At 48.7% G+C, this 24,905-nt stretch carries 25 protein-coding genes and 1 pseudogene; 15 read left to right on the top strand and 11 right to left on the bottom strand.

What is annotated here, in order from left to right; translation table 11 throughout:
- Nucleotides 1–33 precede the first annotated feature (33 nt).
- A complete protein-coding gene (locus IB144_RS05670) occupies nt 34–513 on the top strand; it encodes an Rrf2 family transcriptional regulator (RefSeq protein WP_000888203.1) in 480 nt (159 codons plus the stop codon).
- A 69-nt stretch (nt 514–582) separates the two neighbouring features.
- Here the strand turns inward: IB144_RS05670 and IB144_RS05675 are convergent, their stop codons facing one another.
- Together IB144_RS05675 and oqxA are read right to left on the bottom strand one after the other, a co-directional pair.
- Nucleotides 583–3,735, bottom strand: a complete 3,153-nt coding sequence (locus IB144_RS05675; RefSeq protein WP_004149399.1) for a multidrug efflux RND transporter permease subunit OqxB19 — start codon at nt 3,733–3,735, stop codon at nt 583–585.
- Between the two features lie 23 nt (nt 3,736–3,758).
- Nucleotides 3,759–4,934: a multidrug efflux RND transporter periplasmic adaptor subunit OqxA gene (gene oqxA / locus IB144_RS05680; protein ID WP_002914189.1), complete on the bottom strand. Its 1,176-nt coding sequence runs from the start codon at nt 4,932–4,934 to the stop codon at nt 3,759–3,761.
- 333 nt (nt 4,935–5,267) lie between these two features.
- Here oqxA and IB144_RS05685 point away from each other — a divergent pair, with 333 nt between their 5' ends.
- Nucleotides 5,268–5,630: a helix-turn-helix domain-containing protein gene (locus tag IB144_RS05685; RefSeq protein WP_002914181.1), complete on the top strand. Its 363-nt coding sequence runs from the start codon at nt 5,268–5,270 to the stop codon at nt 5,628–5,630.
- Between the two features lie 10 nt (nt 5,631–5,640).
- On the opposite strand, the gene IB144_RS05690 is transcribed toward IB144_RS05685, so the two are convergent.
- The gene (locus tag IB144_RS05690) at nt 5,641–6,213 is read right to left on the bottom strand and encodes a flavin reductase (RefSeq protein WP_004174789.1); all 573 of its coding nucleotides are present in this window, start codon (nt 6,211–6,213) and stop codon (nt 5,641–5,643) included.
- 211 nt (nt 6,214–6,424) lie between these two features.
- Here IB144_RS05690 and IB144_RS05695 point away from each other — a divergent pair, with 211 nt between their 5' ends.
- Complete coding sequence (locus IB144_RS05695; RefSeq protein ID WP_002914178.1) at nt 6,425–7,309, top strand: LysR family transcriptional regulator; 885 nt, start codon at nt 6,425–6,427, stop codon at nt 7,307–7,309.
- A gap of 124 nt (nt 7,310–7,433) precedes the next feature.
- Nucleotides 7,434–8,234 (top strand): hypothetical protein, encoded by an 801-nt coding sequence (locus IB144_RS05700; protein WP_065888488.1) that lies wholly within the window; start codon nt 7,434–7,436, stop codon nt 8,232–8,234.
- A gap of 314 nt (nt 8,235–8,548) precedes the next feature.
- Here IB144_RS05700 and IB144_RS05705 read toward each other — a convergent pair whose 3' ends face one another.
- The 8 genes and pseudogenes from IB144_RS05705 to IB144_RS05740 form a co-directional block, all read right to left on the bottom strand.
- Nucleotides 8,549–9,382: a hypothetical protein gene (locus tag IB144_RS05705; RefSeq protein WP_065888489.1), complete on the bottom strand. Its 834-nt coding sequence runs from the start codon at nt 9,380–9,382 to the stop codon at nt 8,549–8,551.
- A gap of 39 nt (nt 9,383–9,421) precedes the next feature.
- Nucleotides 9,422–9,586, bottom strand: a pseudogene (locus tag IB144_RS05710) (integrase); the annotation flags it as partial.
- A 74-nt stretch (nt 9,587–9,660) separates the two neighbouring features.
- Nucleotides 9,661–10,796 (bottom strand): IS3 family transposase gene (locus IB144_RS05715; RefSeq protein WP_202151172.1). Its coding sequence is split into 2 segments (ribosomal slippage): nt 9,661–10,550 and nt 10,550–10,796, totalling 1,137 coding nucleotides; the frame shifts between segments, so codons are not numbered across the junction.
- Between the two features lie 153 nt (nt 10,797–10,949).
- Entirely contained in the window at nt 10,950–13,457 is a 2,508-nt protein-coding gene (locus IB144_RS05720) for an SIR2 family protein (protein WP_063719795.1), read from the bottom strand.
- Nucleotides 13,458–13,485: 28 nt separating this feature from the next.
- Complete coding sequence (locus tag IB144_RS05725; protein ID WP_065888491.1) at nt 13,486–14,679, bottom strand: integrase domain-containing protein; 1,194 nt, start codon at nt 14,677–14,679, stop codon at nt 13,486–13,488.
- 372 nt (nt 14,680–15,051) lie between these two features.
- On the bottom strand, nt 15,052–16,572 hold the full coding sequence (locus IB144_RS05730) for a hypothetical protein (RefSeq protein ID WP_000615103.1): 1,521 nt from the start codon (nt 16,570–16,572) through the stop codon (nt 15,052–15,054).
- A 12-nt stretch (nt 16,573–16,584) separates the two neighbouring features.
- Entirely contained in the window at nt 16,585–17,598 is a 1,014-nt protein-coding gene (locus IB144_RS05735) for a site-specific integrase (protein WP_006666820.1), read from the bottom strand.
- A gap of 1 nt (nt 17,599) precedes the next feature.
- Complete coding sequence (locus IB144_RS05740; RefSeq protein WP_000616876.1) at nt 17,600–18,232, bottom strand: phage repressor protein CI; 633 nt, start codon at nt 18,230–18,232, stop codon at nt 17,600–17,602.
- Between the two features lie 119 nt (nt 18,233–18,351).
- Here IB144_RS05740 and IB144_RS05745 point away from each other — a divergent pair, with 119 nt between their 5' ends.
- From IB144_RS05745 to IB144_RS05795, 11 genes are all read left to right on the top strand, one after another.
- On the top strand, nt 18,352–18,600 hold the full coding sequence (locus tag IB144_RS05745; protein WP_000063849.1) for a hypothetical protein: 249 nt from the start codon (nt 18,352–18,354) through the stop codon (nt 18,598–18,600).
- 32 nt (nt 18,601–18,632) lie between these two features.
- Nucleotides 18,633–19,142 carry a phage regulatory CII family protein gene (locus IB144_RS05750; protein WP_006799357.1) on the top strand — a complete coding sequence of 170 codons (510 nt, stop codon included), beginning with the start codon at nt 18,633–18,635 and terminating at the stop codon, nt 19,140–19,142.
- Nucleotides 19,143–19,149: 7 nt separating this feature from the next.
- Nucleotides 19,150–19,350: a phage filamentation protein Fil family protein gene (locus IB144_RS05755; protein WP_000956182.1), complete on the top strand. Its 201-nt coding sequence runs from the start codon at nt 19,150–19,152 to the stop codon at nt 19,348–19,350.
- Nucleotides 19,314–19,655 (top strand): DUF5347 domain-containing protein, encoded by a 342-nt coding sequence (locus IB144_RS05760; protein ID WP_000963473.1) that lies wholly within the window; start codon nt 19,314–19,316, stop codon nt 19,653–19,655. The genes IB144_RS05755 and IB144_RS05760 overlap by 37 nt, the downstream gene beginning before the upstream one ends.
- Before the next feature lie 67 nt (nt 19,656–19,722).
- Complete coding sequence (locus tag IB144_RS05765) at nt 19,723–19,956, top strand: DUF2732 family protein (protein ID WP_040149624.1); 234 nt, start codon at nt 19,723–19,725, stop codon at nt 19,954–19,956.
- A complete protein-coding gene (locus IB144_RS05770) occupies nt 19,956–20,183 on the top strand; it encodes a TraR/DksA family transcriptional regulator (RefSeq protein WP_000752613.1) in 228 nt (75 codons plus the stop codon). The genes IB144_RS05765 and IB144_RS05770 overlap by 1 nt, the downstream gene beginning before the upstream one ends.
- Entirely contained in the window at nt 20,180–21,037 is an 858-nt protein-coding gene (locus IB144_RS05775) for a DNA adenine methylase (protein WP_000104156.1), read from the top strand. The genes IB144_RS05770 and IB144_RS05775 overlap by 4 nt, the downstream gene beginning before the upstream one ends.
- On the top strand, nt 21,034–23,448 hold the full coding sequence (locus IB144_RS05780) for a replication endonuclease (protein WP_040149620.1): 2,415 nt from the start codon (nt 21,034–21,036) through the stop codon (nt 23,446–23,448). The genes IB144_RS05775 and IB144_RS05780 overlap by 4 nt, the downstream gene beginning before the upstream one ends.
- A 153-nt stretch (nt 23,449–23,601) precedes the next feature.
- Nucleotides 23,602–23,790 carry a hypothetical protein gene (locus tag IB144_RS05785; protein ID WP_001154434.1) on the top strand — a complete coding sequence of 63 codons (189 nt, stop codon included), beginning with the start codon at nt 23,602–23,604 and terminating at the stop codon, nt 23,788–23,790.
- Between the two features lie 10 nt (nt 23,791–23,800).
- Nucleotides 23,801–24,034 (top strand): DinI family protein, encoded by a 234-nt coding sequence (locus IB144_RS05790; RefSeq protein WP_032357588.1) that lies wholly within the window; start codon nt 23,801–23,803, stop codon nt 24,032–24,034.
- A gap of 397 nt (nt 24,035–24,431) precedes the next feature.
- Entirely contained in the window at nt 24,432–24,902 is a 471-nt protein-coding gene (locus IB144_RS05795; protein WP_000020981.1) for a hypothetical protein, read from the top strand.
- The last annotated feature ends 3 nt before the right edge of the window (nt 24,903–24,905 follow it).

The following is a 24,905-nucleotide window of genomic DNA, read 5'->3' on the forward strand; positions in this document are numbered from 1 at the left end:
AGAACAAGATTCACCGCAACCCAGGACACTGCCATGTTAGATTACCGCTTCCCGACAGCTTTGCAGATGGTTCTCAGCGTAGCAATGGCGGAGCAGATGGGTGAACGTTCGACGAGTGCGATTCTGGCCTACGGCCTGGAAGCGAACCCGAGCTTTATCCGTAAACTAATGGTTCCGCTAACTCGTGACGGCATTATCGTCTCCACGCTTGGCCGCAACGGCTCAATTCATCTTGGCCGTCCGGCGGACAAGATCACCCTGCGTGATATCTATCTTTCGGTTATCGAAGATAAAAAACTGTGGGCGTCGCGTCCTGACGTCCCGGCCCGCTGCGTGGTCAGCGCCAACGCCTGCTGGTACTTCAAATCGGTTGCCGATGAAGCAGAGCAGGCTTCGTTAAACGTCCTCGCTCGCCATACCGTGGCCAGCGCGCTGGAGGCGGTCAAAAACGCCGATACCAGCGGCTGCGACCCGGTGCCAGAAATGATCGCCCGCTTTAAAAAAGCGCATTAATCATTTTCTGGTGACGAAAAAAAACCGCCTTCAACTTGTGAAGGCGGTTTTTTTGTTATCTGCTGCAGGCTAGGCGGGCAGATCCTCCTGGACCGGCTTCCTGCGGGTCACCAGTTTCCGCAGCGTCACGTAAAACACCGGCGTCAGGAACAGACCGAAGAGCGTCACGCCCAGCATCCCGGAGAATACCGTGATCCCGGTGACGCCGCGGACTTCCGCCCCCGCGCCGTGGCCGAGGATCAGCGGAATGGTCCCGGCGATAAAGGCGATGGAGGTCATCACGATCGGGCGCAGACGCAGGCGGCACGCCTCCAGCGCGGCTTCCATGATGCCTTTCCCCTGGATCTCCAGCTCGCGGGCAAACTCGACGATCAGAATGGCGTTTTTACAGGCCAGGCCCATCAGGACCACCAGACCCACCTGCACGAAGACGTTGTTATCGCCCCCGGTCAGCCAGACGCCAAACAGCGCGGAGAGCATCGTCATCGGTACGATAAGGATCACCGCCAGCGGCAGGGTCCAGCTTTCATACAGCGCGGCCAGCACGAGGAACGCCAGCAGCACCGCTACCGGGAAGACGATCAGCGCCGTGTTGCCCTGGGTGGCCTGCTGGAAGCTGAGATCCGTCCACTCAATATTCATCCCATTCGGCAGGATCTGCTTCGACAGCTCCTCCAGATGCGTCATCGCCTGCGAAGAAGAGAGGACCCGCGGATCGGCATCGCCAATCAGGTCCGCCGCCGGATAACCGTTGTAGCGGATCACCGGATCCGGCCCGTAGGTGGTACTGATATTCACCATACTGCCGATCGGCACCATTTCGCCCTGATTATTACGGGTGCGCAGATTGGCGATATCTTCCACGCTCTCGCGGTATGGCCCATCGGCCTGGGCCATCACGCGCCAGGTACGCCCGAACTGGTTAAAGTCATTGACATAAGACGAGCCGAGATAGGTCTGCAGCGTACCGAATAGCTCGGTTAGCGATACCCCCTGCGCTTTCGCCTTATCGCGATCGACCTGCACGTCCAGCTGCGGCACGTTAGCCTGGTAAGTCGAGATCGGGAAGTGCATCCCCGGCGTTTGCATAATCGCCCCGGACATCGCATTCACCGCGCTTTGCAGCGCGCCATAGCCCAGCCCTCCGCGATCCTGGATGTACAGGGAGTAGCCGGAACCCTGACCCAGTCCTAAAATCGGCGGCGGCAGGATGGAAAAGCCAAAGCCCTGCTGGATTTGCGCGATTTTAGCGTTGATCTCCGCGTTAATTTCCGCCGCCGTGTGTTTGCGCTGGTCGAACGGTTTCAGGCCAAAAAAGACCGTCCCGGTATTCGGCGTGTTGGTGAACTGCAGCGCGTTAAGCCCCGGGAAAGCGACCGCATAGTCGACCCCTTCGGTATTCATCCCGATCTCGCTCATTTTGCGGATCACCGCGTCGGTGCGCGCCAGCGACGACCCTTCCGGCATCTTCACGCCGCCAATGAGATACAGCTTATCCTGGGTGGGAATAAACCCGCCGGGGACGACTTTAAACATCACCCCAGCGGCGCAGAGCAGCAGCAGATACACCGCAAACACCGCGCCACGGCGTCCGAGGGTTTTGCTCACCAGCCCCTGATAGCCGTTCGAGCTGCGCAGGAAAAAGCGGTTAAACGGACGGAAAATCCAGCCAAACAGACGATCGATCAGCCGGGTAGGGAGGTCTTTCTTCGCGCCGTGAGGCTTTAACAGCAGGGCCGCCAGCGCCGGGGAGAGCGTCAGCGAGTTGATGGCCGAGATCACCGTCGAGATGGCGATGGTCACCGCGAACTGTTTGTAGAACTGGCCGGTGACCCCGGAGAGAAACGCCATCGGCACGAACACCGCACACAGCACCAGCGCAATGGCGATAATCGGCCCGGAGACCTCACGCATCGCCTGATGCGCCGCGGCAAGCGGCGCAAGCCCCTCTTCGATATTACGCTCGACGTTCTCCACCACCACGATGGCGTCGTCCACCACGATACCGATAGCCAGTACCAGCCCGAACAGGCTCAGGGTATTCAGCGAGAAGCCCAGCAGATAGAGAATGCTGAAGGTACCCACCACCGATACCGGCACAGCGATCAACGGGATAATCGACGCGCGCCAGGTCTGCAGGAACAGGATCACTACCAGCACCACCAGCACTACCGCCTCCAGCAGCGTCTGCACCACCGCGCGGATGGAGTCGCGGACGAAAACCGTCGGGTCGTACGGCGCCGCCCATTGCATATCTTCCGGGAAGCGGGTGGCCAGCTCGGCCATTTTGGCGCGTACCGCGTTCGACAGATCGATGGCGTTAGCGCCGGGTGACTGGAAGATACCGATCCCAACCGCATCCTTATTGTTGAGCTGGGAGCGCAGCGCATAGCTGCCGGAACCCATCTCGATGCGCGCCACGTCGCGCAGGCGGACCAGCGAGCCATCCTGCGCCGTTTTCAGAATGATATTGCCAAACTCTTCTTCGGTATGCAGACGGCCCTGGGCGTTAATGGAGATCAGGAAATCGCTCTCCTGCGGCAGCGGCTCGGCGCCAAGCTGTCCGGCAGACACCTGGACGTTTTGCTCCTGCATCGCCGTCACCACATCCGAGGCCGTCAGACCGCGGGCCGCGACCTTATTGGGATCCAGCCAGACGCGCATCGCATATTCACCGGAGCCAAAAATCTGGATCTGGCCGACGCCGGGCAGGCGCGCCAGCTCATCCTTCACTTTCAGCGTGGCGTAGTTGCGCATATACAGCGAGTCGTACTTACCGTTTGGCGAAAACAGATGCACCACCAGGGTCAGCGTCGGAGACTGTTTCTGGGTGGTGATGCCCAGACGGCGTACATCCTCCGGCAGACGCGCTTCGGCCTGCGCGACCCGGTTCTGCACCTGAACCTGCGCCTGATCCGGGTCGGTACCTGGGCGGAAGGTGACGGTGGTGACCAGCACGCCGTCGGAGCCGGCGACCGATTTCATGTACATCATGTTTTCAACGCCGTTGATCGCTTCCTCCAGCGGCGTCGCCACGGTCTCGGCAATCACTTTCGGGTTGGCGCCGGGATACTCCGCGCGCACCTGGACGCTCGGCGGGACGACATCCGGATATTCGCTCACCGGCAGCAGCGGGATAGCGATTAACCCGGTGATAAAAATTAAAATCGACAGCACCGCGGCGAAAATCGGCCTGTCGATAAAAAAGCGGGAAAAGTCCATGTCTTGGATTCTCTGATTAGGGATCAGTTAAGGGTGGCGCTGGAGGTCATGGCAACGGTTTTGGCGTTAACCGGCATACCCGGCATAAACACTTTTTGTAAGCCGTCGACGATGACGCTATCCCCAGGATTCAACCCCTTCTGAACGATGCGTAAACCGTCTGCCAGCCGCCCTGGGGTAATGTCGCGGCGCTGTGCTTTACCATCTTTATCAACGATATAGACGTATTTACGATCCTGATCGGTCAGTACCGCTTTGTCGTCGATCAGCGTGGCTTTGAACTCTGCGCTGCCCGGCAGACGCACGCGGGCAAACAGCCCCGGCGTGAACAGACGCTGCGAGTTATCCAGCAGCGCACGCATGCGGATGGTGCCGGTACTCGGCGTTAACTGATTATCGAGAAAATCCACTTTGCCCTGGTGGGGGTAACCCTCCTCGCCAACCAGGCCAATCTCCACCGGAAGCGCCTGATTATCGCTGGACGCGCCTTGCCCGCGGCGGGCGAGGTTTTGATAGTGGAGGTAGGTTGACTCGTCGACGTCAAAGTAGACGTACACCGTCTTCTGCGAGACCAGGGTGGTGAGCACGCTGGCGGTGTCGCCCGCGGTGACCAGGTTACCGCTGGTGATCAGCGCCCGGCTGGCACGGCCGTCAATAGGGGCGGTCACTTTGGTGAAGTCGAGGTTAAGCTGCGCGGCATCCACCGCCGCCTGCGCGGCGCGAATGTCGGCCTGTGCCTGAACCGCGGCTGACCGGCGCTGCTCCCACTCTTCACGGGAGACGAGGTTGGTATGGACTAATTTATCGGTGCGGTTCGCCTCGCTTTGCGCCAGGCTGGCCTGCGTTTTGGCTCTTGCCAACGCCGCCTGCGCCTGCTCCAGCGCGGCGCGATAGGTTCTGTCATCTATCGTGAACAGCACCTGGCCCTTTTTCACCTCCTGGCCGTCAGTGTAATTCACTTTATCAATGTATCCCGAGACGCGAGGGCGAAGCTGAACGCTCTCCACCGCTTCAATGCGACCGTTAAAACTATCCCACTGACTGATCGACTTCACCAGCACCTTAGCGGCGCTGACCGTCGGGGCGGGAGGCGCAGCATTCTGCGCGACGCTGTCGTCGCAGCCGACGAGCAGAAAGGAGAGCATCATCGCGCCGAGCGCGGTCAGGTGAATGTTTCCCCAGGTTTTTTGCAGGCTCATTATTTTTATTCCGGTAAATGTAGCCGCCGGGCAAGACGCAGCGTGAGAAGCCGCGCCACTTCCTTTGTCCGGGCTGGCTTAAGGCCATTTGTGTCGATCATCGCCACAAAACTGTAACAATTTCGAATACACTATCGCGGCGATTGTAGGAAGGCGCTTAACTAAGTGCAAGAATAATTGTTGCACTTTATGTGCGGTCCAGGGGGGGATAAAAAACCGCGATCCCGGCGTGGTTTTAAATGTAACAATAAAACTTGCATTTTGTGTAAAAACAGGCCACCTTTAAATGCAACTGACAAAGATGCTTTTAACCGGCCGCGAGGGGGTAACATGATGAACACTGGCGCCATCATTCAGGATCTGATCGACTGGATCGACAACCATCTTGATAGCCGTCTGGATATTGACACCGTTGCCCGACGAGCCGGCTATTCGAAGTGGCACCTGCAGCGGATCTTCAAAGAACATACCGGGCAGCCCCTCGGAGAATATATTCGGGCGAAAAAGCTGCAAAAGTCGATCGAACGCTTGGCCCACAGCAACGAGCCGATCCTGAACGTGGCGATTGCCCTCGGCTTTGACTCCCAGCAGTCCTTCAACCGCAGCTTCAAGCGCCAGTACGGCCAGGCGCCCGGCGTCTGGCGCCGGAGTATCAGCCGCTCTGTTGCGCAGACATCTCGTCAGCGATCCGCATGACCGGGGAGGGTCAGTCCTGACCCGGCCCATGATCGAATTTGCTGCCTTTGCCGATGGCATAGAACTGCCCGCCTGCGACATAGTGAACGGTCCGTAGCTCGTCCGGCGCATCATCAAAGATCCAGTGTCCGTTGCGGAATACCCGGTCATCGCTCCAGGCGGCGACGATATCGCCCATAAACAGATTGTGTTGCTGCTGAATGTCCGGGTAGGGCATCACTTTGCACACCAGCCAGCCCGCACAGCCTGCCACAAGAGGAAGATCAAATTCCGGCTGATAAAAGAAGGGGATGGTGTCATTTTTATCCGGCGCGTCGGCATAGCTGCGCCCGCCAGCGTAGAGGACGGTTGCCATCTGGCTGACTACGGGGATCTGCACCACGAAATAGCCGCTCTTTTCCACCAGCTGACGAGTGAAAGCCTGGGTGCCAATATAGGCCACCACTTTTCGCTCGCCTGCCAGCCCAACCCAGGCGGCTGACATGACATTTTCGACGCCATCATATTTTGCGGAAATCATGGTGGTGGACCCGACCTGCAATAAACGATAGGCCTTACTTATTTCGACAGGCTGAACGGACATGGTTTTTCCTTTGCGCATGCTATTTAACGTAATGATTATCTGGATATTTATTGAGGGCATGTTCATTTTCGGGCCCCCTTTCGTAATCCACCGTGCAACGATACGCCAGGCGATTAAGCGTAAAAAGGTGCGTAAATTGTTTTCATTATTCATAATCCACGAATAATCATGCCGTCTGTCGGTAAGCTGCTCGCTACAGGAGAGAAAGAAGGTGGATCGTATTCAGGCTATGCAGATGTTTATGCGCGTCGCGGAGGCAGGAAGCTTCGTGCGTGCCGCGGAAACCCTTTCCCTGCCGGCCTCCACTGTCACCAGTACCATTAAAAACCTTGAAAAATACCTGAAGGTACGGCTGCTGAACCGGACCACAAGGCGGGTGAGCCTTACCCCGGAAGGGATGCAGTATCTGGCGCAGTGCCGGGAAATTCTCGCCCTCATCGAACATAGTGAATCCACCCTGAGCGAGTCTGTCGCGCGGCCTCAGGGGCGCCTGCGGGTTGATATGCCCGCGGGCATCGCGCATTTCATCGTCATGCCCCATCTGCCGGACTTTTACCGGCGCTATCCCGATATCTACCTGATGATCGGCGTCAGCGATCGCCAGGTCGATCTCATTCAGGAAGGCGTCGACTGCGTGATACGAACGGGAGAGCTGAACAACTCCAGCCTGGTGGCCCGCCCTCTGGGCCGCTTTCGCTGGGTCACCTGCGCGTCACCGGACTATCTCAGGGAATATGGTGTGCCGCCGTCACCGGAGGCGCTCTCTCAGCACCGGGCTGTGCATTATTTCTCCGGTCAGGCGAGGCGGGCCGATGAGTTCCGCTTCGTTCGCCATGGCGAGACCTTTTCTGTACCCGTCAGCGGCAACGCCGCGGTGAATGAAACGGGGCTCTATATAAAAATGTGCCTGGCAGGATTTGGGCTGGCGCAGCTGGCGGAGAATATCGTTGCTGACCACCTGCAGGAGGGGAGACTGGTGGAAGTGCTGACGGACTGGCAGCCGCCCCCGGTACCCGTCACATTGCTCTATCCGCACCAGCGCTTTCTCTCTCCCGCCGTGCGGGCGTTTGCTGAGTGGATGAGCGAGGTGGTTTGAGGGGAGGATTGCTTGCATTTAGCGCTTCGCGATGGAGGGTAGGGTTCCAGCAGAAATATCTGGTCTGCTGATGAATCGCTCGATATCCTGTAATGCTTTGTCTTTTTTGTGAACAGGAAAAAGTATGCTTAATACGCTACCCGATTTACACAGAAGTTTTGCAGAGCAACTGAAGCTTAAATTACAGTCTGATTCGCGGATCCACTCCCTTCTCGCCGGCGGCTCGTTTATCCATGGCGGGTTTGATCAATACTCCGATCTGGATTTCGTGGTGGTGATCGACCCTCTCTATTATGACGAAATCATGGCTCAGCGTATGGCGTTCGCCGGAACGCTCGGCCATCTGCTACATGCTTTCACCGGGGAACACGTCGGTGAGCCTCGCCTGCTGATCTGCCTGTTTGGCCCGCAACTTCTGCATGTCGATCTGAAATTTATCACCCTGGACATGCTCACTCAGCGCGTTGAGGAGCCTACCGTGCTATTTACCCGTGATAACGATGCTCTCAAGCGACAGCTGGCAAAATTTAGCGCGCACTGGCCGAACATGACGCCGGAGTGGTTTGAGTCCCGGGCCTGGATCTGGCTGCATTATGCCGTGGTTAAACTGGGCAGGGGGGAACTCTTCGAAGCGCTGGGGATGCTGTCTTTCTTCCGGGAACAAGTGCTGGGACCGATGCTGTTTCGTCGCGCCAATCTACCGCAACGCGGCGTTCGTCGAATAGAAGCCCTCGGCATTGATCCCGATGGCCTGCTGACTTCCACTCTGGCAACACACGATCGTCACTCCGTCGGGATTGCCATTCGAAGGGCTGCTGACGCTTATGTCAACCTGCGGGCTGATGCGCTGCCTGACAATATCGCAGACGATGCGGCGCGTCGGGCGGTCCTTGCCATGCTGGACGCGTATTCTCACAAGGGGTAAATCTATCCCTCCGGCCGCGGACGCGGCCGGAGGGTGAAAGGTGTCGTTGGTGGTCTAATTCTGAGAGGGATGGGTTGCCGGGTAATTGGTAACGCGAAAACAACAGAGCTTTTCGTTGGGCCTATCAATGGGCCTAAAAGGTTCGGATTTCCTGAGTTCTCTTCAGACGTCGTGGGGCAAATTGCAGGCACAAAAAAGCCCGCAGGGCTTGCGCCGTGCGGGCTCTTAGGACTTCATCGGATGACTCTGGTAATCACCGATGGAGAATTTTGGTGGAGCTGGCGGGAGTTGAACCCGCGTCCGAAGTTATTTAACTATTTGTTTTTATTGAAATCATTTTCTTTAATGAATTCCACGTAGCTTTTACGTATCCGTTGAATTACTTGTGCAGTCCTACTGAGCTTTGGCGAAAAAGTTAAGCTGAAACCGGCTTCATAGGTATCGCCTTTAATGCTGGTTCTTGTACATACGAAGCTAGAGGTGAATACTTCCTTTATTTTAACTCCAGTAATATCTTCATAACATAAAATTAGTGTTGGACCAGTTATAGGTAAGAACATACCAATAGATGATTTTGAATATTCTGCAAGATAATGTGCTAGAAGCATAGGTATTAGGTTCGGTAATTTTAAATGTACCTCACTCTTGCTAACTGACCATGGGAGGATATAGTCTATTTCATTGTTTTTCTTAGGGTGATGGAACCATGCCGTTTTACCATTTCCTAGTATGTGTATAAACTCTGCATTGGTTTCATTTGAATATTCAAAAGAGTATTTATTAGAGTTGATGTGTTTTAAGTATTGTTTTGAATGAATATCATTTTCGTTACCAATACCTATTATCTCATTAATTTCAAGGTGTTTTAAATAATCAAAATCCCAAGAGTATACGAAATTTAGAGCTGGCCCTAAACCAATGTTAATAATAAATGGTTTCATCGTAAACTCATCAGAATTACTGGTTAGGTCGATGGAATTTATTATTTTCCTTCTCGCTAGGTTAATTTCAACTCCTTTTACGGTGATTTGGACTTTGTTTGATATCCTCCTTTGGATAATATTCTGCCGTATAGCTAAATAAGCAGCTAAAGCAGACAAAGTACTAGCAACAAGGCCACCTAGTCCTAACCATGTTGGATCAGCCATCTTGATATCCCTTCCTTAACTATAAGAAGGGATTATTTGTCATATTAGATTTTTTTTCAACGAGGTATTGGAGGTGCTATTATCATACTCCTTAAGATAACGACCATAATGCCTGAAAAGCAATTCAGGACCTTTGTGACCCATATGCGATGCTAACCAGAAGAGGTTTGCGCCTCGGCTAATGTGACGAGTAGCAAAGGTGTGAATCGCCGCGGATAATCTAGACACTTCAGAGCCGTTGTGTGGAGTGACCACGCTCCGGTAGAAAGTTTCTGTCCTCACGACGAGGCCTGTTCGAAGGCCTCCGGACTGACGCCACCGAGGTGGCTGTGGCGTCGGTTACGGTTGTAGAACACTTCAATGTAATCGAAAATATCCGCCCGGGCCATGTCCCGGGTTTTATATATCCGCTTCCTGATGCGTTCTTTTTTCAGTGAACTGAAGAACGATTCGGCCACCGCATTATTCCAGCAGTTGCCACGCCGGCTCATGCTCGGTGCCAGGTTATTGGCCCGGCAGAAGCGCTGCCAGTCGTCACTGCCGTAATGACTACCTTGATCGCTATGTACGATGACCTCGCCGTCCGGTTTTCGGCGCCAGACCGCCATCATCAGCGCGTCGAGCGCCAGTTCGCGCGAGAGAGTGGGTTTCATCGACCAGCCGACCACATTACGGGCAAAGAGATCGATAACCACCGCCAGATACAGCCAGCCCTGCCAGGTGCGGATATAAGTAATATCGGTGACCCAGACCTGGTTGGCCCGGACAACGGTGAACTGTCGCTGCACACGATTAGGAGCAACGACTGAAGGCCTGCCAGCGATACGACGTGGCGCTTTATAGCCGCGCACGGCTTTAATCCGGTTCAGTTGCATGATCCGACCCACCCGGTTTTTACCGCAGGTTTCCCCGATTTCGTTCAGATCGCCATGAACCCGCCGGTAACCGTATACGCCTCCGCTCAGGGAATATGAGTCGCGGATAAGCATCAGCAGGCGCTGGTTATCTTTATCACGCGCCGAGACAGGGTTATGCAGCCACGCATAGAACCCGGCCCGGGCGACATTCAGTACCCGACACATCGTCATCACACCCCATACAGTGCGGTGCTCATTGATAAAGCGGTACTTCAGTCGGGCTCCCTTGCAAAGTACCGCGCGGCCTTTTTCAGGATATCCCGTTCTTCTTCGGTGCGTTTTAGCTGCGCCCGGAGTTTCAGGATCTCGCTTTTAGCTTCCAGTAAATCCCGGGCATGCTGCTCGTTGTTATTAGGTTTGATAGCCCGTAGCCACTTGTAGAGGCTGTGTGCTGAAACGCCCAGACGGTCAGATACTTCGGCAACGGAATAACCGCGTTCCGTTATCTGACGGACGGCTTCTTTCTTAAATTCAGGTGTAAATTGTGGTGTGCCCATACGCTCCTCCTATGCTCAAACTATAGGGCAGGATCGTCTACCGGGGCGGGGTCAGTCCATGAAGCTGGCAGGTGTGACGGGGAGGGCGTTGAGTACCAAAAAAGGCTCGATTTCAATAAACTCCCCTTCCCCTAATGGGGAAGGGTATGGGGCTTATTTAAATACTCTTTCGGCTATTTGTACTTCTAAACCTTTGGTTAAGATACCTGTTGTAGCATATTTGAATAACATTTCACTTGTTTCTTCTATGCGAGTATCACCTGAATAGTCATTGTTATACATTTTTTTGATTTTATCATGATAATAAGCCGCGAGCTTTTTAGCTTCAACTTCGCTTAAAAACTTCCTGGCAATGGCTATATGCCCTTCTGAAAGAGCAACTAAAGGATATCCATCGATAACCTTAACTTTACCTCCGTCTAGTCGAGATAAAATTTCCTCAGCCTCTCCAAATAGTCTAAATGCCTCAGTGCTACTCTCGCTCTGTAATGCGATGATTATTTTTAGTTGCGCAAAAGCATGCTCAATTTGAGGTGAGTTAGGATAGGCTTCATTTGCTGTTTTTAATTTCTCATAGGCTTCAGGATACATCCCGAAATCTCGAAGTGCGATGCCATATTGCATCAAGTATAACCCTTCGTTTTCGAGATCCTTTTCAAACTTATTATATAAAGATAACGTTTTTTCCTTATCTCCTTTTAATAATTTTCTTAAGTTCTTGGAGTTTACTAATGATTTGTAAATGGCGGCTTCAGATTTTATAACGTGTTTAACTATTGGGTATTCATAAACTGTAAATGACGTTATGTATGCTTCAAGGATGTTATATATATATTGTGTGTCGAGAAATTGATCGAATATTTTTTCAACATATGCATAATGCCTGGTTTCTACATTTCCATTTTTATAAAATAAGATGCCATCCATTTGTTTAACGAGTTCGCTTACATTTGCATTTAGGTTTAGATGCTGCAGCGCTCTAGTTAGCGTTGTCTCGTGTGCGTTGGTTCTTTGGTAACTTGCAATACCGCTTAATGCAAGCAAGGCTTTATGTGATTCTGTAGGGATGTTCTGAAAATCTCTTCTAATGATCTGATAAAAGCCTTCACCCAATGTTGTCTCCATTAGACCTATAAGCAACTGCTTCCTTGAGTTGGTAACTAATTCCTTAATTCTCTCACTAGGAGTCATTCTCTCTAATCGAGTCCAGTTACCATACTGTCTTATTTTTGTTAGTATTTTCCTTGCATCACTTCTGTTTATTAAAGATATGTCTTTTGTTTTGTATCGTGTGGATTCAAAATATTCCTTAGCTCTATACGACCAAATTTGCTTGCTCTCTGTGCCAACAAAAATACCTTTCATTAGTTTTTGTTCACTAAGTATTTCACCAATAATTTGAGCTGAGTCTGCTATTCTTTCAATAAATACTAGGTATTTTTGGGGGCTTTTCTTCTCTAATTCATTAATTAAATCTTTTAAGTTGGCATTGATATTTTCCACATAATAAACAGGGGTGTTATGCTCAGAAATTTTTAGGGCAATTTGTTTTGCTAAAGTGGTTTTTCCTGAGCCGGCGGAACCAAAAATACAGTAAAGATTGATGTTTGAATACTCTTGATTTTTGAGTAATGAATAAATTTCTTCATAAATAATTCTCGTATTTTCCAGTTCGGCTGGTACTTTGTCAATAATGTCTTTCCATGTTGGCTTAAAGCCTTTAAAGAAGTTTCTTATTGGGTTTCCACTATCTCTTTCATTCATGATTTGAAGGCAAGCGCGATTTATAGGTACGACTTCCTTAAAAATACGCATGTATTTTTCTTCATCATCATCTGCGGAAACATTATATTCAGGCCTGCTTCGTTTTAAGGTTTGTACCGGCGTTAAAGGGGTAGGAAACTCACTTTCAAGCCAGGATACAAAATCTGATAAAGTGGCTGAAATATGTTCTATATTGGATGATTTTAAACTTGCAATATCTATCGGGGAAGCAGAAGGTGTGATTACGTAACTTCTTTGTTCTTCGCTCTGTGTAGCGCCTCTATATCGTTCGATTTGATGGTAGAAAAGAGGTTCGTCTAATTTAGAGCCGATAAATAAAAATTTATAGTTGAAGAAGTCACTGCCTAGCTCTTTATACCATAATGGTGGTTTTGCTGATGCAGCCCCGTACTCTTGTGGTGAAAAAATATACCCTTCGTTAGGTTTTTTTACATCACCATTTAATTTTATATAGTCTAGTTTATGAAATAGCTGATCGGGTGGAGATACTTTTTCGTTACGAGATCTTATGTACAAATGCTGCTTTGAATTTCGATCTAGGGCTTTTTCAAAAGCATCGTCAATATTAAGGGTGTAAATTCTGGCAAAAACAAATTTTGATAGCGTATTATATTCTTTAGATGGGGTGCAATTTCGAAAATAGCTATCTAAAATGGTATGTATTCTCTCTCCTAAAATAGGTCTGCAAGCAGAGTATACTCGAGATAATGTTTCTCCAGAATATGGGAGTTGTGCTTGCTCTGCTAGTATTTTTGCTAGCTCTTCGCCGAGAGGAACTTGTTTACGCGTTTGTGTTAACGAGCCGAACGAGGAACCTGCTCCTAACAGAAGCATAATTCTTCCTTCTGACAAAGCTTGCTTAATATCATTATTCATATATATTCCTTGGGAGATTATTATTCAATTACTTATGTGCTTGTACAAAACTACCCCACCAATCCATAAGTTCTATACGCTTTTTCAAGTAGGTTGAACGATTATATGCTCTTCGGACTTCATTTTTTTCGATATGTGCTAGGGCTGCTTCAATCACATCTGAATATAACCCTGCTTCATTCATTGCGGTACTAGCAATTGAATGTAATCCATGGGCAACTAACTGATTACCAAACCCAATTCTTTTCAGAGCAGCATTTACAGTTTGGCTATTCATAGGTTGCTTTGGTTTATTCCTGCTTGGGAAAACATGTTCCCGATGCGCGCTAATAGGTGTCATCACATCCAGAATTTCTATTGCCTGCGGTGGCAAAGGTACAATGTGCTCACGCTTAGCCTTCATCCGTTCGGCTGGAATAGTCCAGAGCTTTGCATCGAGATCGATCTCTGCCCAACGAGCTCCGGAGGCCTCAGAAGGGCGCACGAGCGTCAGGAGTTGCCATTCAATGAGACAGCGAATCGGAACAGATAAATTTGTCATGACTAAAGAACGCATCAACTTCGGCAGTTCTTCTGGCCGGAGCGTAGGCATGTTTTGTTTTTTAGGCTTCTCAAAGGCCATTCCAATACCTGATGCTGGGTTAGCATCAATCAGACCAGTGTTTATGGCATAAACCATTATCTCGTTAATGCGCTGCACCAGTCGATGTACAGTCTCAAGCGCCCCACGAGCTTTAATTGGCTCTAGCGCTTCAACCAAAGTTCGGGCTTTGATTTGCTGAACGGGGATATTGCCGATGGCAGGGAATACATCTTTCTCCAATGAACGCCAAATGTCTTTTGCGTAATCAGGGGTAACGCTTTTGCTTTTGAGCTGGAACCAGTTAGCGGCGACCGTTGAAAAAATACTATCCAGAGCGATTTGCTGCTGTTCCTCTGCAACTTCGGCCTGAATTTGTGGGTCAATTCCGTTGGCTAACAAGGTAAGGTAATCCGCTCTTAACCCTCGGGCGTCAGCAAGTGAGAGGGCGGGGAAAGCTCCTAGCCCCATCATTGTCCGCTGTTTTGTCGCCGGACGTTGGTAACGGAAACGCCAGAGCTTTTTCCTGCTGGTTTTCACTATCAGGAAAAGGCCATCGCCATCATGCAATGTTAGATCCTTCTCTAACGCTTTAACGCGCAAAACTTGGGTGTTGCTCAGGAGGCGTGTTGTCCGTGCCACTTTGGCCGCTCCTTCATGAATTGGTATACGCTTTTGGGTATACATCCTACCGTATACCTAAACGTATACCAATAATCACCGGATTTTGATGGATGTTCTCGGACAACAACAGACACAAAAAAGCCCGCAGGGCTTGCGCCGTGCGGGCTTTCAGGACTTCATCGGATGACTCTGGTAATCACCGATGGAGAATTTTGGTGGAGCTGGCGGGAGTTGAACCCGCGTCCGAAATTCCTACATACCATTTTTACTATAACAAAAACATGAACTTATGTTTAAAATCAGTGTGTTAGTATTATTTTGTGTTTGTCTGTTTTACGCATTTTTAATGCTCTGCCGCCAAAATGCCGCCACTGGTTTTGCTTGGGAGACTTATTCAGGCTTTAATTTATTGATAATAGAATCTACCATTTTAATGCCTGCCTCATTGACTATGACTGAATTGACTACTCTATCAAAATAGTCTTCTATATGGTGGGAAAATAGGAAAGCAGCACTTGATGGTTTTTTGTTCTTTTCAACTGCAGATTGCAAGACTTCATGAGGCGGAATTTTAAACCTTTTGCATGATGCAATGAGATATTCAAACTCTTCAAATGATAGACAAAAAATATTCTCTGTAGGGATATGATAGTTATGTTTAAACTTGTCATATATCTTATTCATCTCATCTTTAGCATAAGTATTAGCTAGGATACTACCATTGCCTAAGAAAAGGTTTTTATATGTAATGCAAATGATATATGAGTTAGCCCTGAATGGAGCTATTATTCGCTCATTAGAGTATATTTCTCGATTAACTTCGTGAGATTGTTCGATTGCTTTTAATACCGATTTCTTTATTTTTCCTGCAATATCCTCAGGGCGTAATGTTACCATGCCTTTTTGGTGTATCTCAACGCCTTTAGCATCAATGAAAATATTTGCCTCAGTATGTGGAATGAAATAATCAACTACTTTATTATCTTTAGGTAGTCGTTCTTTAAGGTATTTTTCGTTATGAAAATCAATTTCGCTTTCTTTTAGTATTAATTCCAGTGCATTTTCAAATACATTTCCAAAGCTATCCATGAACTTCTCGGCATCAGTTCTTCTTAAAAGATCATATATGAACGTCTGTATGCTTGTTGAAGTCAGTTGTGTGTGTATCTGAAAATACTCTGAACCTTTTTTTATTAATGGTTTTTCAAGAAAAGGTGATGATGAGTAGTATTCAAGCAAAGGTTTATCATAGGTTTTTGATTTGCAAAATGTAGATAGTTCATTGTAATTTATTGATATTGCATCAAGAAATTTCTCAATGGTATTTCTAGGAATGATGTCAAATAATATAGTAAATGTATCTACATTCATTTTTCTCACGGGATGCTCTTCTGTTATGTGAGTTATTAATATGTAAGATAGCTTAAGAAAGTCTTCGATAGATACATTCGTGATAGTAAAAAAACTTGTCTTTATTTTATGGTTTTTTTCAAGTTCTGAAAATAGAAAGACTTGTCTGCTAATTGTGTTTAGAGCGTCAATTTTCTGGTAGATTCCTTGTTGGTATAGATTATTTCTAATGAAGAAATGCATGCCATTCTTCCTCTCAAGACCGATAGGAATAATGTTCAAGGTTTCATAAGTTTTTTGGAAGAGTTTTATTGCTTGATTTTTATCGAGGATTTTGAATTTTTTATTCTTGCCAGTTACTGACGCAGACCACTTTAGACATAAATTAACAATCCAAGGCATGTGTCGTAACATGTGGATATTATCTTCAAATTTTTGTAAGTTATATTGCATACAGAATTCGATAAATAAATCAGGGGAATAACCTTGGATTTCTGAACGAATAGCATCCATTCTTAACTTTGCAACCGCATCAGATTGAATATCTAATTTTTGAATCACAATAGGTCTCCACTACAAATTATAAAGAGGATTTTTAGTCACCGCGTCTTCAAGGTGATCGGGCGAAAAGTGGGCGTAAATCATGGTCATTTTTATATCGGCATGACCCAAAATATCACGCAGTACCAGTATGTTTCCGCCGTTCATCATAAAGTGACTGGCGAATGTATGGCGAAGCACGTGGGTGCATTGGCCCTCCGGTAGGTCAATACCGGCCCGCTTTACTGCCCGCTCAAAGGCTTTTCTGCATGGCGTGAATAACTTTCCTCTGTTTTTGGGGAGTTCATCATACAGATCCTGAGATATCGGCACAGTACGGTTTTTCTTGCCTTTTGTTTTTGTATAAGTAATTCGGTATTTCGATATTTGATGGCCCTGCAGATTTTCGGCTTCACTCCACCGTGCGCCAGTAGCCAGGCATATTTTTGCAATCATTAGTAAGCTAGGGCTTTGAGATTCAGCACATGCCGCCAACAGGCGCTTGATTTCGTCCGTGGAAAGAAAAGCCAGCTCACCTTCGGCAATTTTGAAGGTCGGAAGTCCTGCCAGCGGGTTTGGTGCTGACCAGTGTCCTAGTTTTTTTAATGTACCGAACACAGATGATAGATTGCGCTGTTCAAGGTTTACCGTGCGGGGCTTAACGGGCGACATCAGCGTGCCATCTTCATTTCGCACTTCACCTTTTAGCCGTGCTTCGCGGTATTTCGTAAAGTCACCGGCAGTCAGCTCTGAAGCGATGGGATCGCCCAGACCATTACAGATAATTCCAAGTTTCGCCATGAGTCGCTTGGGGTCTGCGAGTGTTTGACCATACAGGGAATACCACAGCTCAATTAATTCTGATAGGTGTCGCCGATCTTCCTTTTCTCCCAGCCAAGGTTTCTTGTTTACCTCGTCCATGGTGAAATTCTCAAACGCAATGGCTTCGCCTTTCGTCGCAAATTGTTTGCGTACGCGTTTGCCATCTCGCCCGTTTGGGTAGCATTCACATAACCACTTTCCGTTCGGCTGTTTTCTGATGGTCATATCAAAGGCTCTTAATGATTTTCAGTGCGCGGCCTATTACCTCAATGTCATCCAGTTCGCACTCAAACGATGAATCATCCTGATGCACTACTAATCTGTTTCCCGGGAGTCGTGTCAATTTTACAATGCTTTTTATCCCATCGATGTCCACTAACCACGTACCATTTACTGGTGGTGTTTGGTTGCGATCTATTAAATAAGAATCACCAGAAGTAGTCACCAGCAGCAGGTTGCTTGAGTCTGAGGGGAGTATGCTGCTATCAATGATTGCTTTTCCAGCATCGATCAGCAAACCTCCGTTGAGAGTTGCCTTGTCAATTTCAGGAGATACAAGCTCCGAAAGAGGTTTAACTTTGCTAGAGTTCACGGAATTGATATTTTTTTTAGGGTCAATGTTTGAACCTGGATCGCCCTGTCCGGTAGTTAGCCACAGTAAAGAAACTCCTGTTTCCAAAGCGCACTGAATCACCCATTCTGCAGGAAAACTATCTCTTAAGTATCTGTTTGCCATAGTGCTTTTTGATGCGCCCAAGTGATCGCAAAGTTGCTGTCTGGACTTGAAATCATAGGCTGCCATTAGCCTATGGATAGCCTCTCTTCCCCCTGTATTCTCGCCAGCTTTTACTTGTATCATTTTTTAATCCTGTTGACGTATCAAATATTGGATCGTAGTATCTTGGTGTATCAAATATTGAATCAAACAAAACAAGATAAAACGACGTAAACCAAACCTTAATCGAGAGATACTGCACTATGAGCAACGACATTTCAATTCGTGTACCAAAAGTGATGGCGACACCAGCTGAGTTCGCGGAATGGGAAGGCCGCTCTCGCGGTTCGGTATATCAAATGATTCATAATGGTAAACTCGCTAAATTCTTGGAAAGAAAAGAAAAACCGAAAGACAGAGTATGTATACGTTACCTTGAGTACAAAAAGGAACAAGTCAGGAAAAACATGGGCCAATCCAATTTCAACTTTAATGTCATCGTTGGTGACTAAGTTCAATTATGAGAACTTTCTAAGGGGGCAGCATGTTTGATTACAAGATTTCCAAACATCCGCATTTTGATGAAGCCTGTAGAGCTTTTGCACTACGTCACAATATGGCAAAGCTGGCAGAACGTGCAGGAATGAATGTTCAGACACTGCGAAACAAACTCAATCCAGATCAACCGCATCAGCTCACCGCACCAGAAATCTGGTTGCTTACCGATCTGACTGAAGATTCAACGTTGGTAGACGGTTTTCTGGCACAGATTCATTGTCTGCCATGTGTTCCGATTAATGAGGTGGCAAAAGAGAAACTGCCGCATTACGTCATGAGTGCAACTGCAGAGATCGGGCGTGTTGCTGCAGGTGCGGTATCTGGCGATGTAAAAACCAGTGCAGGTCGTCGTGATGCTATCAGCAGCATTAACTCTGTAACACGACTGATGGCGCTGGCGGCTGTTTCATTGCAGGCCCGTTTACAGGCTAATCCTGCGATGGCAAGTGCAGTTGATACTGTAACTGGCCTCGGTGCGTCATTCGGTTTGCTGTGAGGTGCTTATGCTGACGAAAGAACCATCATTTGCATCGCTGCTGGTAAAACAAAGCCCGGCAATGCACTACGGTCACGGCTGGATCATGGGGGAGGATGGTAAACGCTGGCATCCGTGCCGTTCACAAGATGAATTGCTGGCAGAACTATCTACGAAAAAACGGGGGAACAAATGGCTATTGAAGGCGCTGCGGCGACTGTTCCATTAAGCCCCGGTGAACGCCTGAATGGACTTAACCATATTGCGGAGTTAAGGGCGAAAGTATTTGGCCTGAATATTGAGTCAGAGCTTGAGCGGTTTATTAAAGATATGCGTGATCCACGGGATATCAATAACGAACAAAATAAACGGGCACTGGCTGCTATATTCTTTATGGCAAAAATTCCAGCTGAACGTCATAGCATCAGCATTAATGAGCTGACCACTGACGAAAAGCGGGAGTTGATTAAAGCAATGAATCATTTTCGTGCAGTGGTGAGCTTATTTCCCAGACGGCTAACCATGCCGAATTAACCAACTAATGAAATTAATGGCGTAAACCCGCCGGGTATCCCTTTATCTAAATTCAGGAGAATTGATTATGCGTAATATTGAAACCCTCACGACTAAAACCGGACCGGATGGTGCAGGGCTTAATATTTTACTGACAGAGGCTCGTCTGGAAGAACGCCGGGCAAGGGCTGAAGCAATGGCAGCTCGCCTTGATAGCCTGGCGTGTCATATCACATCCCGCCAGCTAAACCACGTCGAAGCAGCAGAACTACTGCGTGTAACTGCTGAAGCAATCCAGAACGAAGCGCAGGAGATCCACTAATGGCTGATGCAATGGATCTTGTACAGCAGCGCGTTGAAGAAGAACGCCAGCGCCATATTCGTGCTGCCCGTGCCAAAACGCCGGGCGTGTCCCGCGTGCTTTGCATTGAGTGTGAAGCGCCAATTCCGCCAGCACGCCGCCGCGCCATTCCAGGTGTGCAGCTTTGCATTACCTGTCAGGAAATCGCAGAGCTGAAAGGCAAACATTACAACGGAGGTGCTGTATGAGCACCATCCTGAAATGGGCGGGAAATAAAACCGCCATTATGTCCGAACTGAAAAAACACCTTCCTGCTGGCCCGCGACTGGTTGAACCTTTCGCGGGTTCCTGTGCTGTGATGATGGAGACGGATTACCCCAGCTATCTGGTTGCGGATATTAATCCTGATTTAATCAACCTCTATAAAAAGGTTGCCGCTGATTGTGAATCGTTTATATCTCGCGCCAGAGTTTTATTTGAGATCGCAAACAGGGAGGTGGCTTATTACAACATAAGGCAGGAGTTTAATTACTCCACTGAAATTACTGATTTCATGAAAGCGGTATATTTCCTGTATCTCAATCGTCACGGTTACCGTGGTTTATGTCGCTATAACAAGAGCGGGCATTTCAACATTCCCTACGGTAATTATAAAAATCCGTATTTCCCTGAAAAAGAAATTCGCGCATTTGCAGAAAAAGCCCAGCGGGCAACGTTTATCTGCGCCAGCTTTGATGAAACGCTGGCGATGTTGAAGGCGGGGGATGTGGTGTATTGCGATCCGCCGTATGACGGCACGTTTTCCGGTTATCACACTGACGGCTTCACTGAAGATGACCAGTATCACCTGGCATCCGTTCTTGAACATCGGTCATCAGAAGGACATCCGGTCATTGTTTCTAACAGTGACACATCCCTGATCCGTTCGCTGTATCGCAATTTTACTCACCACTACATCAAGGCAAAACGCAACATCGGTGTGGCAGCTGGAGAGGGTAAATCAGCAACAGAAATCATTGCTGTTTCCGGGCCGCGCTGCTGGGTGGGATTTGATTATTCGCGTGGCGTGGACAGTTCTGCCGTGTACGGAGTACGTGCATGAGTCATGCCGATATGAACAACTGCTGCGGCTTTAACGAGGCTGCCGCAGCATTCTCATGGAACAGCCCGAAAAAGGCCATTAACCCTTATCTGGACCCGGCGGAAGTTGCGCCGGTTTCTGCGCTTTCAAACCTGATCACTCTGTACGCTGCCGATAACGAGCAGGAACAACTGCGCCGCGAGGCACTGAGTGATCAGGTCTGGGAGCGTTATTTCTTTAATGAATCCCGTGATCCTGTCCAGCGCGAAATGGAGCAGGATAAGCTAATTAGCCGGGCAAAGCTGGCGCATGAGCAGCAGCGTTTTAATCCAGACATGGTCATTCTGGCGGATGTCAACGCCCAGCCTTCCCATATCAGCAAGCCGCTGATGCAACGTATTAAATACTTCAGCAACCTGGGCAGGCCAAAGGCTTATTCCCGCTATTTGCGTGAGACGATTAAGCCATGCCTGGAACGACTGGAGCATGTACGCGACAGCCAGCTATCTGCATCTTTTCGTTTTATGGCAAGCCATGAAGGGCTGGACGGTCTGCTGATCCTGCCTGAAATGAGTCAGGATCAGGTGAAACGCCTGTCCACCCTTGTCGCTGCGCATATGAGCATGTGTCTTGATGCCGCTTGTGGTGATTTGTACGCCTCCGATGATGTTAAGCCGGAAGAAATCCGCAAGACATGGGAAAAGGTGGCAGCAGAAACCCTGCGACTGGATGTCATACCGCCTGCGTTTGAGCAACTCCGCCGGAAAAGAAACCGCCGCAAACCTGTGCCCTATGAACTCATTCCGGGTTCGCTGGCGCGTATGCTGTGCGCCGACTGGTGGTATCGGAAATTATGGAAGATGCGTTGCGAATGGCGGGAAGAGCAGTTGCGTGCTGTCTGTCTGGTCAGCAAAAAAGCATCTCCCTATGTCAGCTATGAAGCCGTGATGCATAAACGTGAGCAGCGCCGTAAGTCGCTGGAGTTTTTCCGTTCTCATGAACTGGTGAACGAAGACGGCGACACGCTGGACATGGAGGATGTGGTAAACGCCAGCAGCAGCAACCCTGCGCATCGCCGCAATGAGATGATGGCCTGTGTTAAAGGCCTGGAGCTTATCGCGGAAATGCGCGGTGACTGCGCCGTTTTCTACACCATCACCTGTCCGTCACGTTTCCATTCCACGCTAAATAACGGCAGGCCCAACCCGACCTGGACAAATGCGACGGTAAGACAAAGCAGTGATTATCTGGTTGGCATGTTTGCTGCATTTCGTAAGGCGATGCACAAAGCCGGATTGCGCTGGTATGGCGTGCGGGTGGCTGAGCCGCATCATGACGGTACAGTTCACTGGCACCTGTTGTGTTTTATGCGCAAAAAAGATCGCCGCGCCATTACTGCTTTGTTGCGTAAGTTTGCCATTCGTGAAGACCGCGAGGAGCTGGGGAATAACACGGGACCACGCTTTAAGTCTGAGTTGATTAACCCGCGCAAAGGAACGCCGACAAGCTACATCGCGAAATATATCAGTAAGAACATTGACGGGCGTGGTCTGGCTGGCGAGATCAGCAAGGAAACGGGTAAATCCCTGCGTGATAACGCTGAATACGTGAATGCCTGGGCGTCTCTGCATCGTGTTCAGCAATTCCGCTTCTTTGGCATTCCGGGGCGTCAGGCTTACCGTGAACTGCGATTGCTGGCTGGTCAGGCGGCAAGGCAACAGGGTGACAAAAAAGCAGGTGCGCCGGTACTGGATAACCCGCGCCTTGATGCAATCCTGGCTGCTGCTGATGCTGGTTGTTTTGCCACCTACATCATGAAGCAGGGCGGCGTACTAGTTCCCCGTAAATATCACCTCATCAGAACTGCTTATGAAATCAACGAAGAGCCGACCGCCTATGGCGATCACGGCATTCGTATTTATGGCATCTGGTCACCTATTGCAGAGGGCAAGATCTGCACTCATGCCGTGAAGTGGAAAATGGTTCGTAAGGCCGTTGACGTTCAGGAGGCGGCAGCCGACCAGGGCGCTTGCGCCCCTTGGACTCGTGGCAATAACTGTCCCCTTGCTGAAAATTTGAACCAACAAGGGAAAGACAAATCAGCTGATGGGGATACCAGGACGGACATTACCCGCATGGATGACAAGGAGTTGCACGATTACCTGCACAGTATGAGCAAAAAAGAGCGCCGGGAACTGGCTGCAAGGTTACGCCTGGTGAAACCGAAACGGCGTAAAGACTACAAACAGCGAATTACAGACCATCAGCGACAGCAGCTCGTCTATGAACTGAAGTCAAGAGGATTTGATGGCAGCGAGAAAGAGGTCGATCTGCTCCTTCGCGGTGGCAGTATTCCGTCAGGAGCAGGCCTGCGTATCTTCTATCGGAACCAGCGTTTGCAGGAAGATGATAAGTGGCGAAACCTGTATTAATTACGCGGGTTAACAATTCGTGCTCTTAATAATACCAGGCATATCAGGCTGATGAACGTAAAAAAACGTTTTACATCAGTAAGATTATTATATACTGTAAATATAAACAGTGGCTATGCATACAGTGTTGCTTGTAGTGTCATAGGAGGAAAGATGCAGGACTATTTTTTGGAGTCTTTGAAGCTCCAGCGCATTGATTTTTTTCTTAAGCTTGTAGCGGCTAGTGAGTGTAGTGATGAAGAGAAGGGGCTGGCTTTGCAGTGGGTTTCTGAACTGACAGATGAACTCATGGCAAAAATCAGAACTCACGAATACAACCGCTCAATGGATGTCATCAGCTGAGGTGACTTTTATGCGCATTGAAATAATGATCGATAAAGAGCAGAAGATTAGCCAGTCTACCCTGGACGCCCTTGAATCCGAGCTTTACCGCAATCTGCGCCCCCTGTATCCCAAGACGGCGATCCGCATTCGCAAAGGCAGTGCCAACGGTATCGAGTTGACCGGCTTAAAACTTGATGAGGATAAGCAGCGGGTAATGGAAATTATGCAGAAGGTGTGGGAAGACGACAGCTGGCTGCATTAAGAAACGTTGCTGGCGTCTGAACTTGTTTCTGGCGTCAGCAAGGTTGAACAACGAGCCCTTGCGAGGCGTTAGCTCTGTAGTGCATGTCTATGCCGCATGAGATCGCATGATCGTTTGAGGATCGTTTTTGCTAAGGCCCGCCAGAACTGGTGGGCTTTTGCGTAGATCATGCAGGTGCATGAAAACCACTACATAAAGCGGGCAGGCGTGGCGGGGATACGAGCGCGCGCTGATAGGGTAATCGTCAAAACAGGCATCAGCTAGGTTGAGTTGTAGCGGTGCTTAAGTTTGCTCGTTGTTTGATAGAGCTTAATGTATGTAATTGCCTACAGCTGTGGTTATCTATTAACATGTAAGGATAAGGTCACTTGCTCGCTGCCATTAGAAGAGGAACTGGATGTCTATCGAGGAAAAATTTTTTAGTGATATCGATTTAAAAGATCCGTTTTTTAACAGCCTAAGAGCTGATTATGAAGGATTTGATGTTTGGTTTCTCTCAAAAGGTAAAAATAAGGCGTTTGTATCACGTAATGAATTAGGTGAAATCGATGGTTTTCTCTATTTGAAAATAGAAGATGAAGAGTTGAGTGATATGACTCCAACGTTTCCAAAGATGAAGCGAGTAAAGCTTGGCACATTTAAAATCGATGCTCATGGAACCAAACTTGGAGAGCGTTTTATTAGAATTATGTTTCAATTTGCTATGAGAAACAAACTAAAAGAAGTATATGTTACTATATTTGATAAGCATTCAGGATTAATTCGCTTATTAACTAAATATGGTTTTGTTTTAAAGGCGAGGAAAAATCTTTCTACGATTAATGGGCAAGAAGGTGTATACTTTAAGAACTTGGTATGGAAGGAGTAAAAA

Origin of the sequence: Klebsiella sp. K4 (assembly GCF_014596785.2) — a bacterium.
Taxonomy (GTDB): Bacteria; Pseudomonadota; Gammaproteobacteria; order Enterobacterales; family Enterobacteriaceae; genus Klebsiella; species Klebsiella pneumoniae.

Bases quoted from the DNA above. Each gene is read 5' to 3' on its own strand.
- IB144_RS05670 (WP_000888203.1), top strand. From the start codon at position 34: ATGTTAGATTACCGCTTCCCGACAGCTTTGCAGATGGTTCTCAGCGTA.
- IB144_RS05675 (WP_004149399.1), bottom strand. From the start codon at position 3,735: ATGGACTTTTCCCGCTTTTTTATCGACAGGCCGATTTTCGCCGCGGTG.
- oqxA (WP_002914189.1), bottom strand. From the start codon at position 4,934: ATGAGCCTGCAAAAAACCTGGGGAAACATTCACCTGACCGCGCTCGGC.
- IB144_RS05685 (WP_002914181.1), top strand. From the start codon at position 5,268: ATGAACACTGGCGCCATCATTCAGGATCTGATCGACTGGATCGACAAC.
- IB144_RS05690 (WP_004174789.1), bottom strand. From the start codon at position 6,213: ATGTCCGTTCAGCCTGTCGAAATAAGTAAGGCCTATCGTTTATTGCAG.
- IB144_RS05700 (WP_065888488.1), top strand. From the start codon at position 7,434: ATGCTTAATACGCTACCCGATTTACACAGAAGTTTTGCAGAGCAACTG.
- IB144_RS05705 (WP_065888489.1), bottom strand. From the start codon at position 9,382: ATGGCTGATCCAACATGGTTAGGACTAGGTGGCCTTGTTGCTAGTACT.
- IB144_RS05720 (WP_063719795.1), bottom strand. From the start codon at position 13,457: ATGAATAATGATATTAAGCAAGCTTTGTCAGAAGGAAGAATTATGCTT.
- IB144_RS05735 (WP_006666820.1), bottom strand. From the start codon at position 17,598: ATGACCATCAGAAAACAGCCGAACGGAAAGTGGTTATGTGAATGCTAC.
- IB144_RS05740 (WP_000616876.1), bottom strand. From the start codon at position 18,232: ATGATACAAGTAAAAGCTGGCGAGAATACAGGGGGAAGAGAGGCTATC.
- IB144_RS05745 (WP_000063849.1), top strand. From the start codon at position 18,352: ATGAGCAACGACATTTCAATTCGTGTACCAAAAGTGATGGCGACACCA.
- IB144_RS05750 (WP_006799357.1), top strand. From the start codon at position 18,633: ATGTTTGATTACAAGATTTCCAAACATCCGCATTTTGATGAAGCCTGT.
- IB144_RS05755 (WP_000956182.1), top strand. From the start codon at position 19,150: ATGCTGACGAAAGAACCATCATTTGCATCGCTGCTGGTAAAACAAAGC.
- IB144_RS05760 (WP_000963473.1), top strand. From the start codon at position 19,314: ATGGCTATTGAAGGCGCTGCGGCGACTGTTCCATTAAGCCCCGGTGAA.
- IB144_RS05765 (WP_040149624.1), top strand. From the start codon at position 19,723: ATGCGTAATATTGAAACCCTCACGACTAAAACCGGACCGGATGGTGCA.
- IB144_RS05770 (WP_000752613.1), top strand. From the start codon at position 19,956: ATGGCTGATGCAATGGATCTTGTACAGCAGCGCGTTGAAGAAGAACGC.
- IB144_RS05775 (WP_000104156.1), top strand. From the start codon at position 20,180: ATGAGCACCATCCTGAAATGGGCGGGAAATAAAACCGCCATTATGTCC.
- IB144_RS05780 (WP_040149620.1), top strand. From the start codon at position 21,034: ATGAGTCATGCCGATATGAACAACTGCTGCGGCTTTAACGAGGCTGCC.
- IB144_RS05785 (WP_001154434.1), top strand. From the start codon at position 23,602: ATGCAGGACTATTTTTTGGAGTCTTTGAAGCTCCAGCGCATTGATTTT.
- IB144_RS05790 (WP_032357588.1), top strand. From the start codon at position 23,801: ATGCGCATTGAAATAATGATCGATAAAGAGCAGAAGATTAGCCAGTCT.
- IB144_RS05795 (WP_000020981.1), top strand. From the start codon at position 24,432: ATGTCTATCGAGGAAAAATTTTTTAGTGATATCGATTTAAAAGATCCG.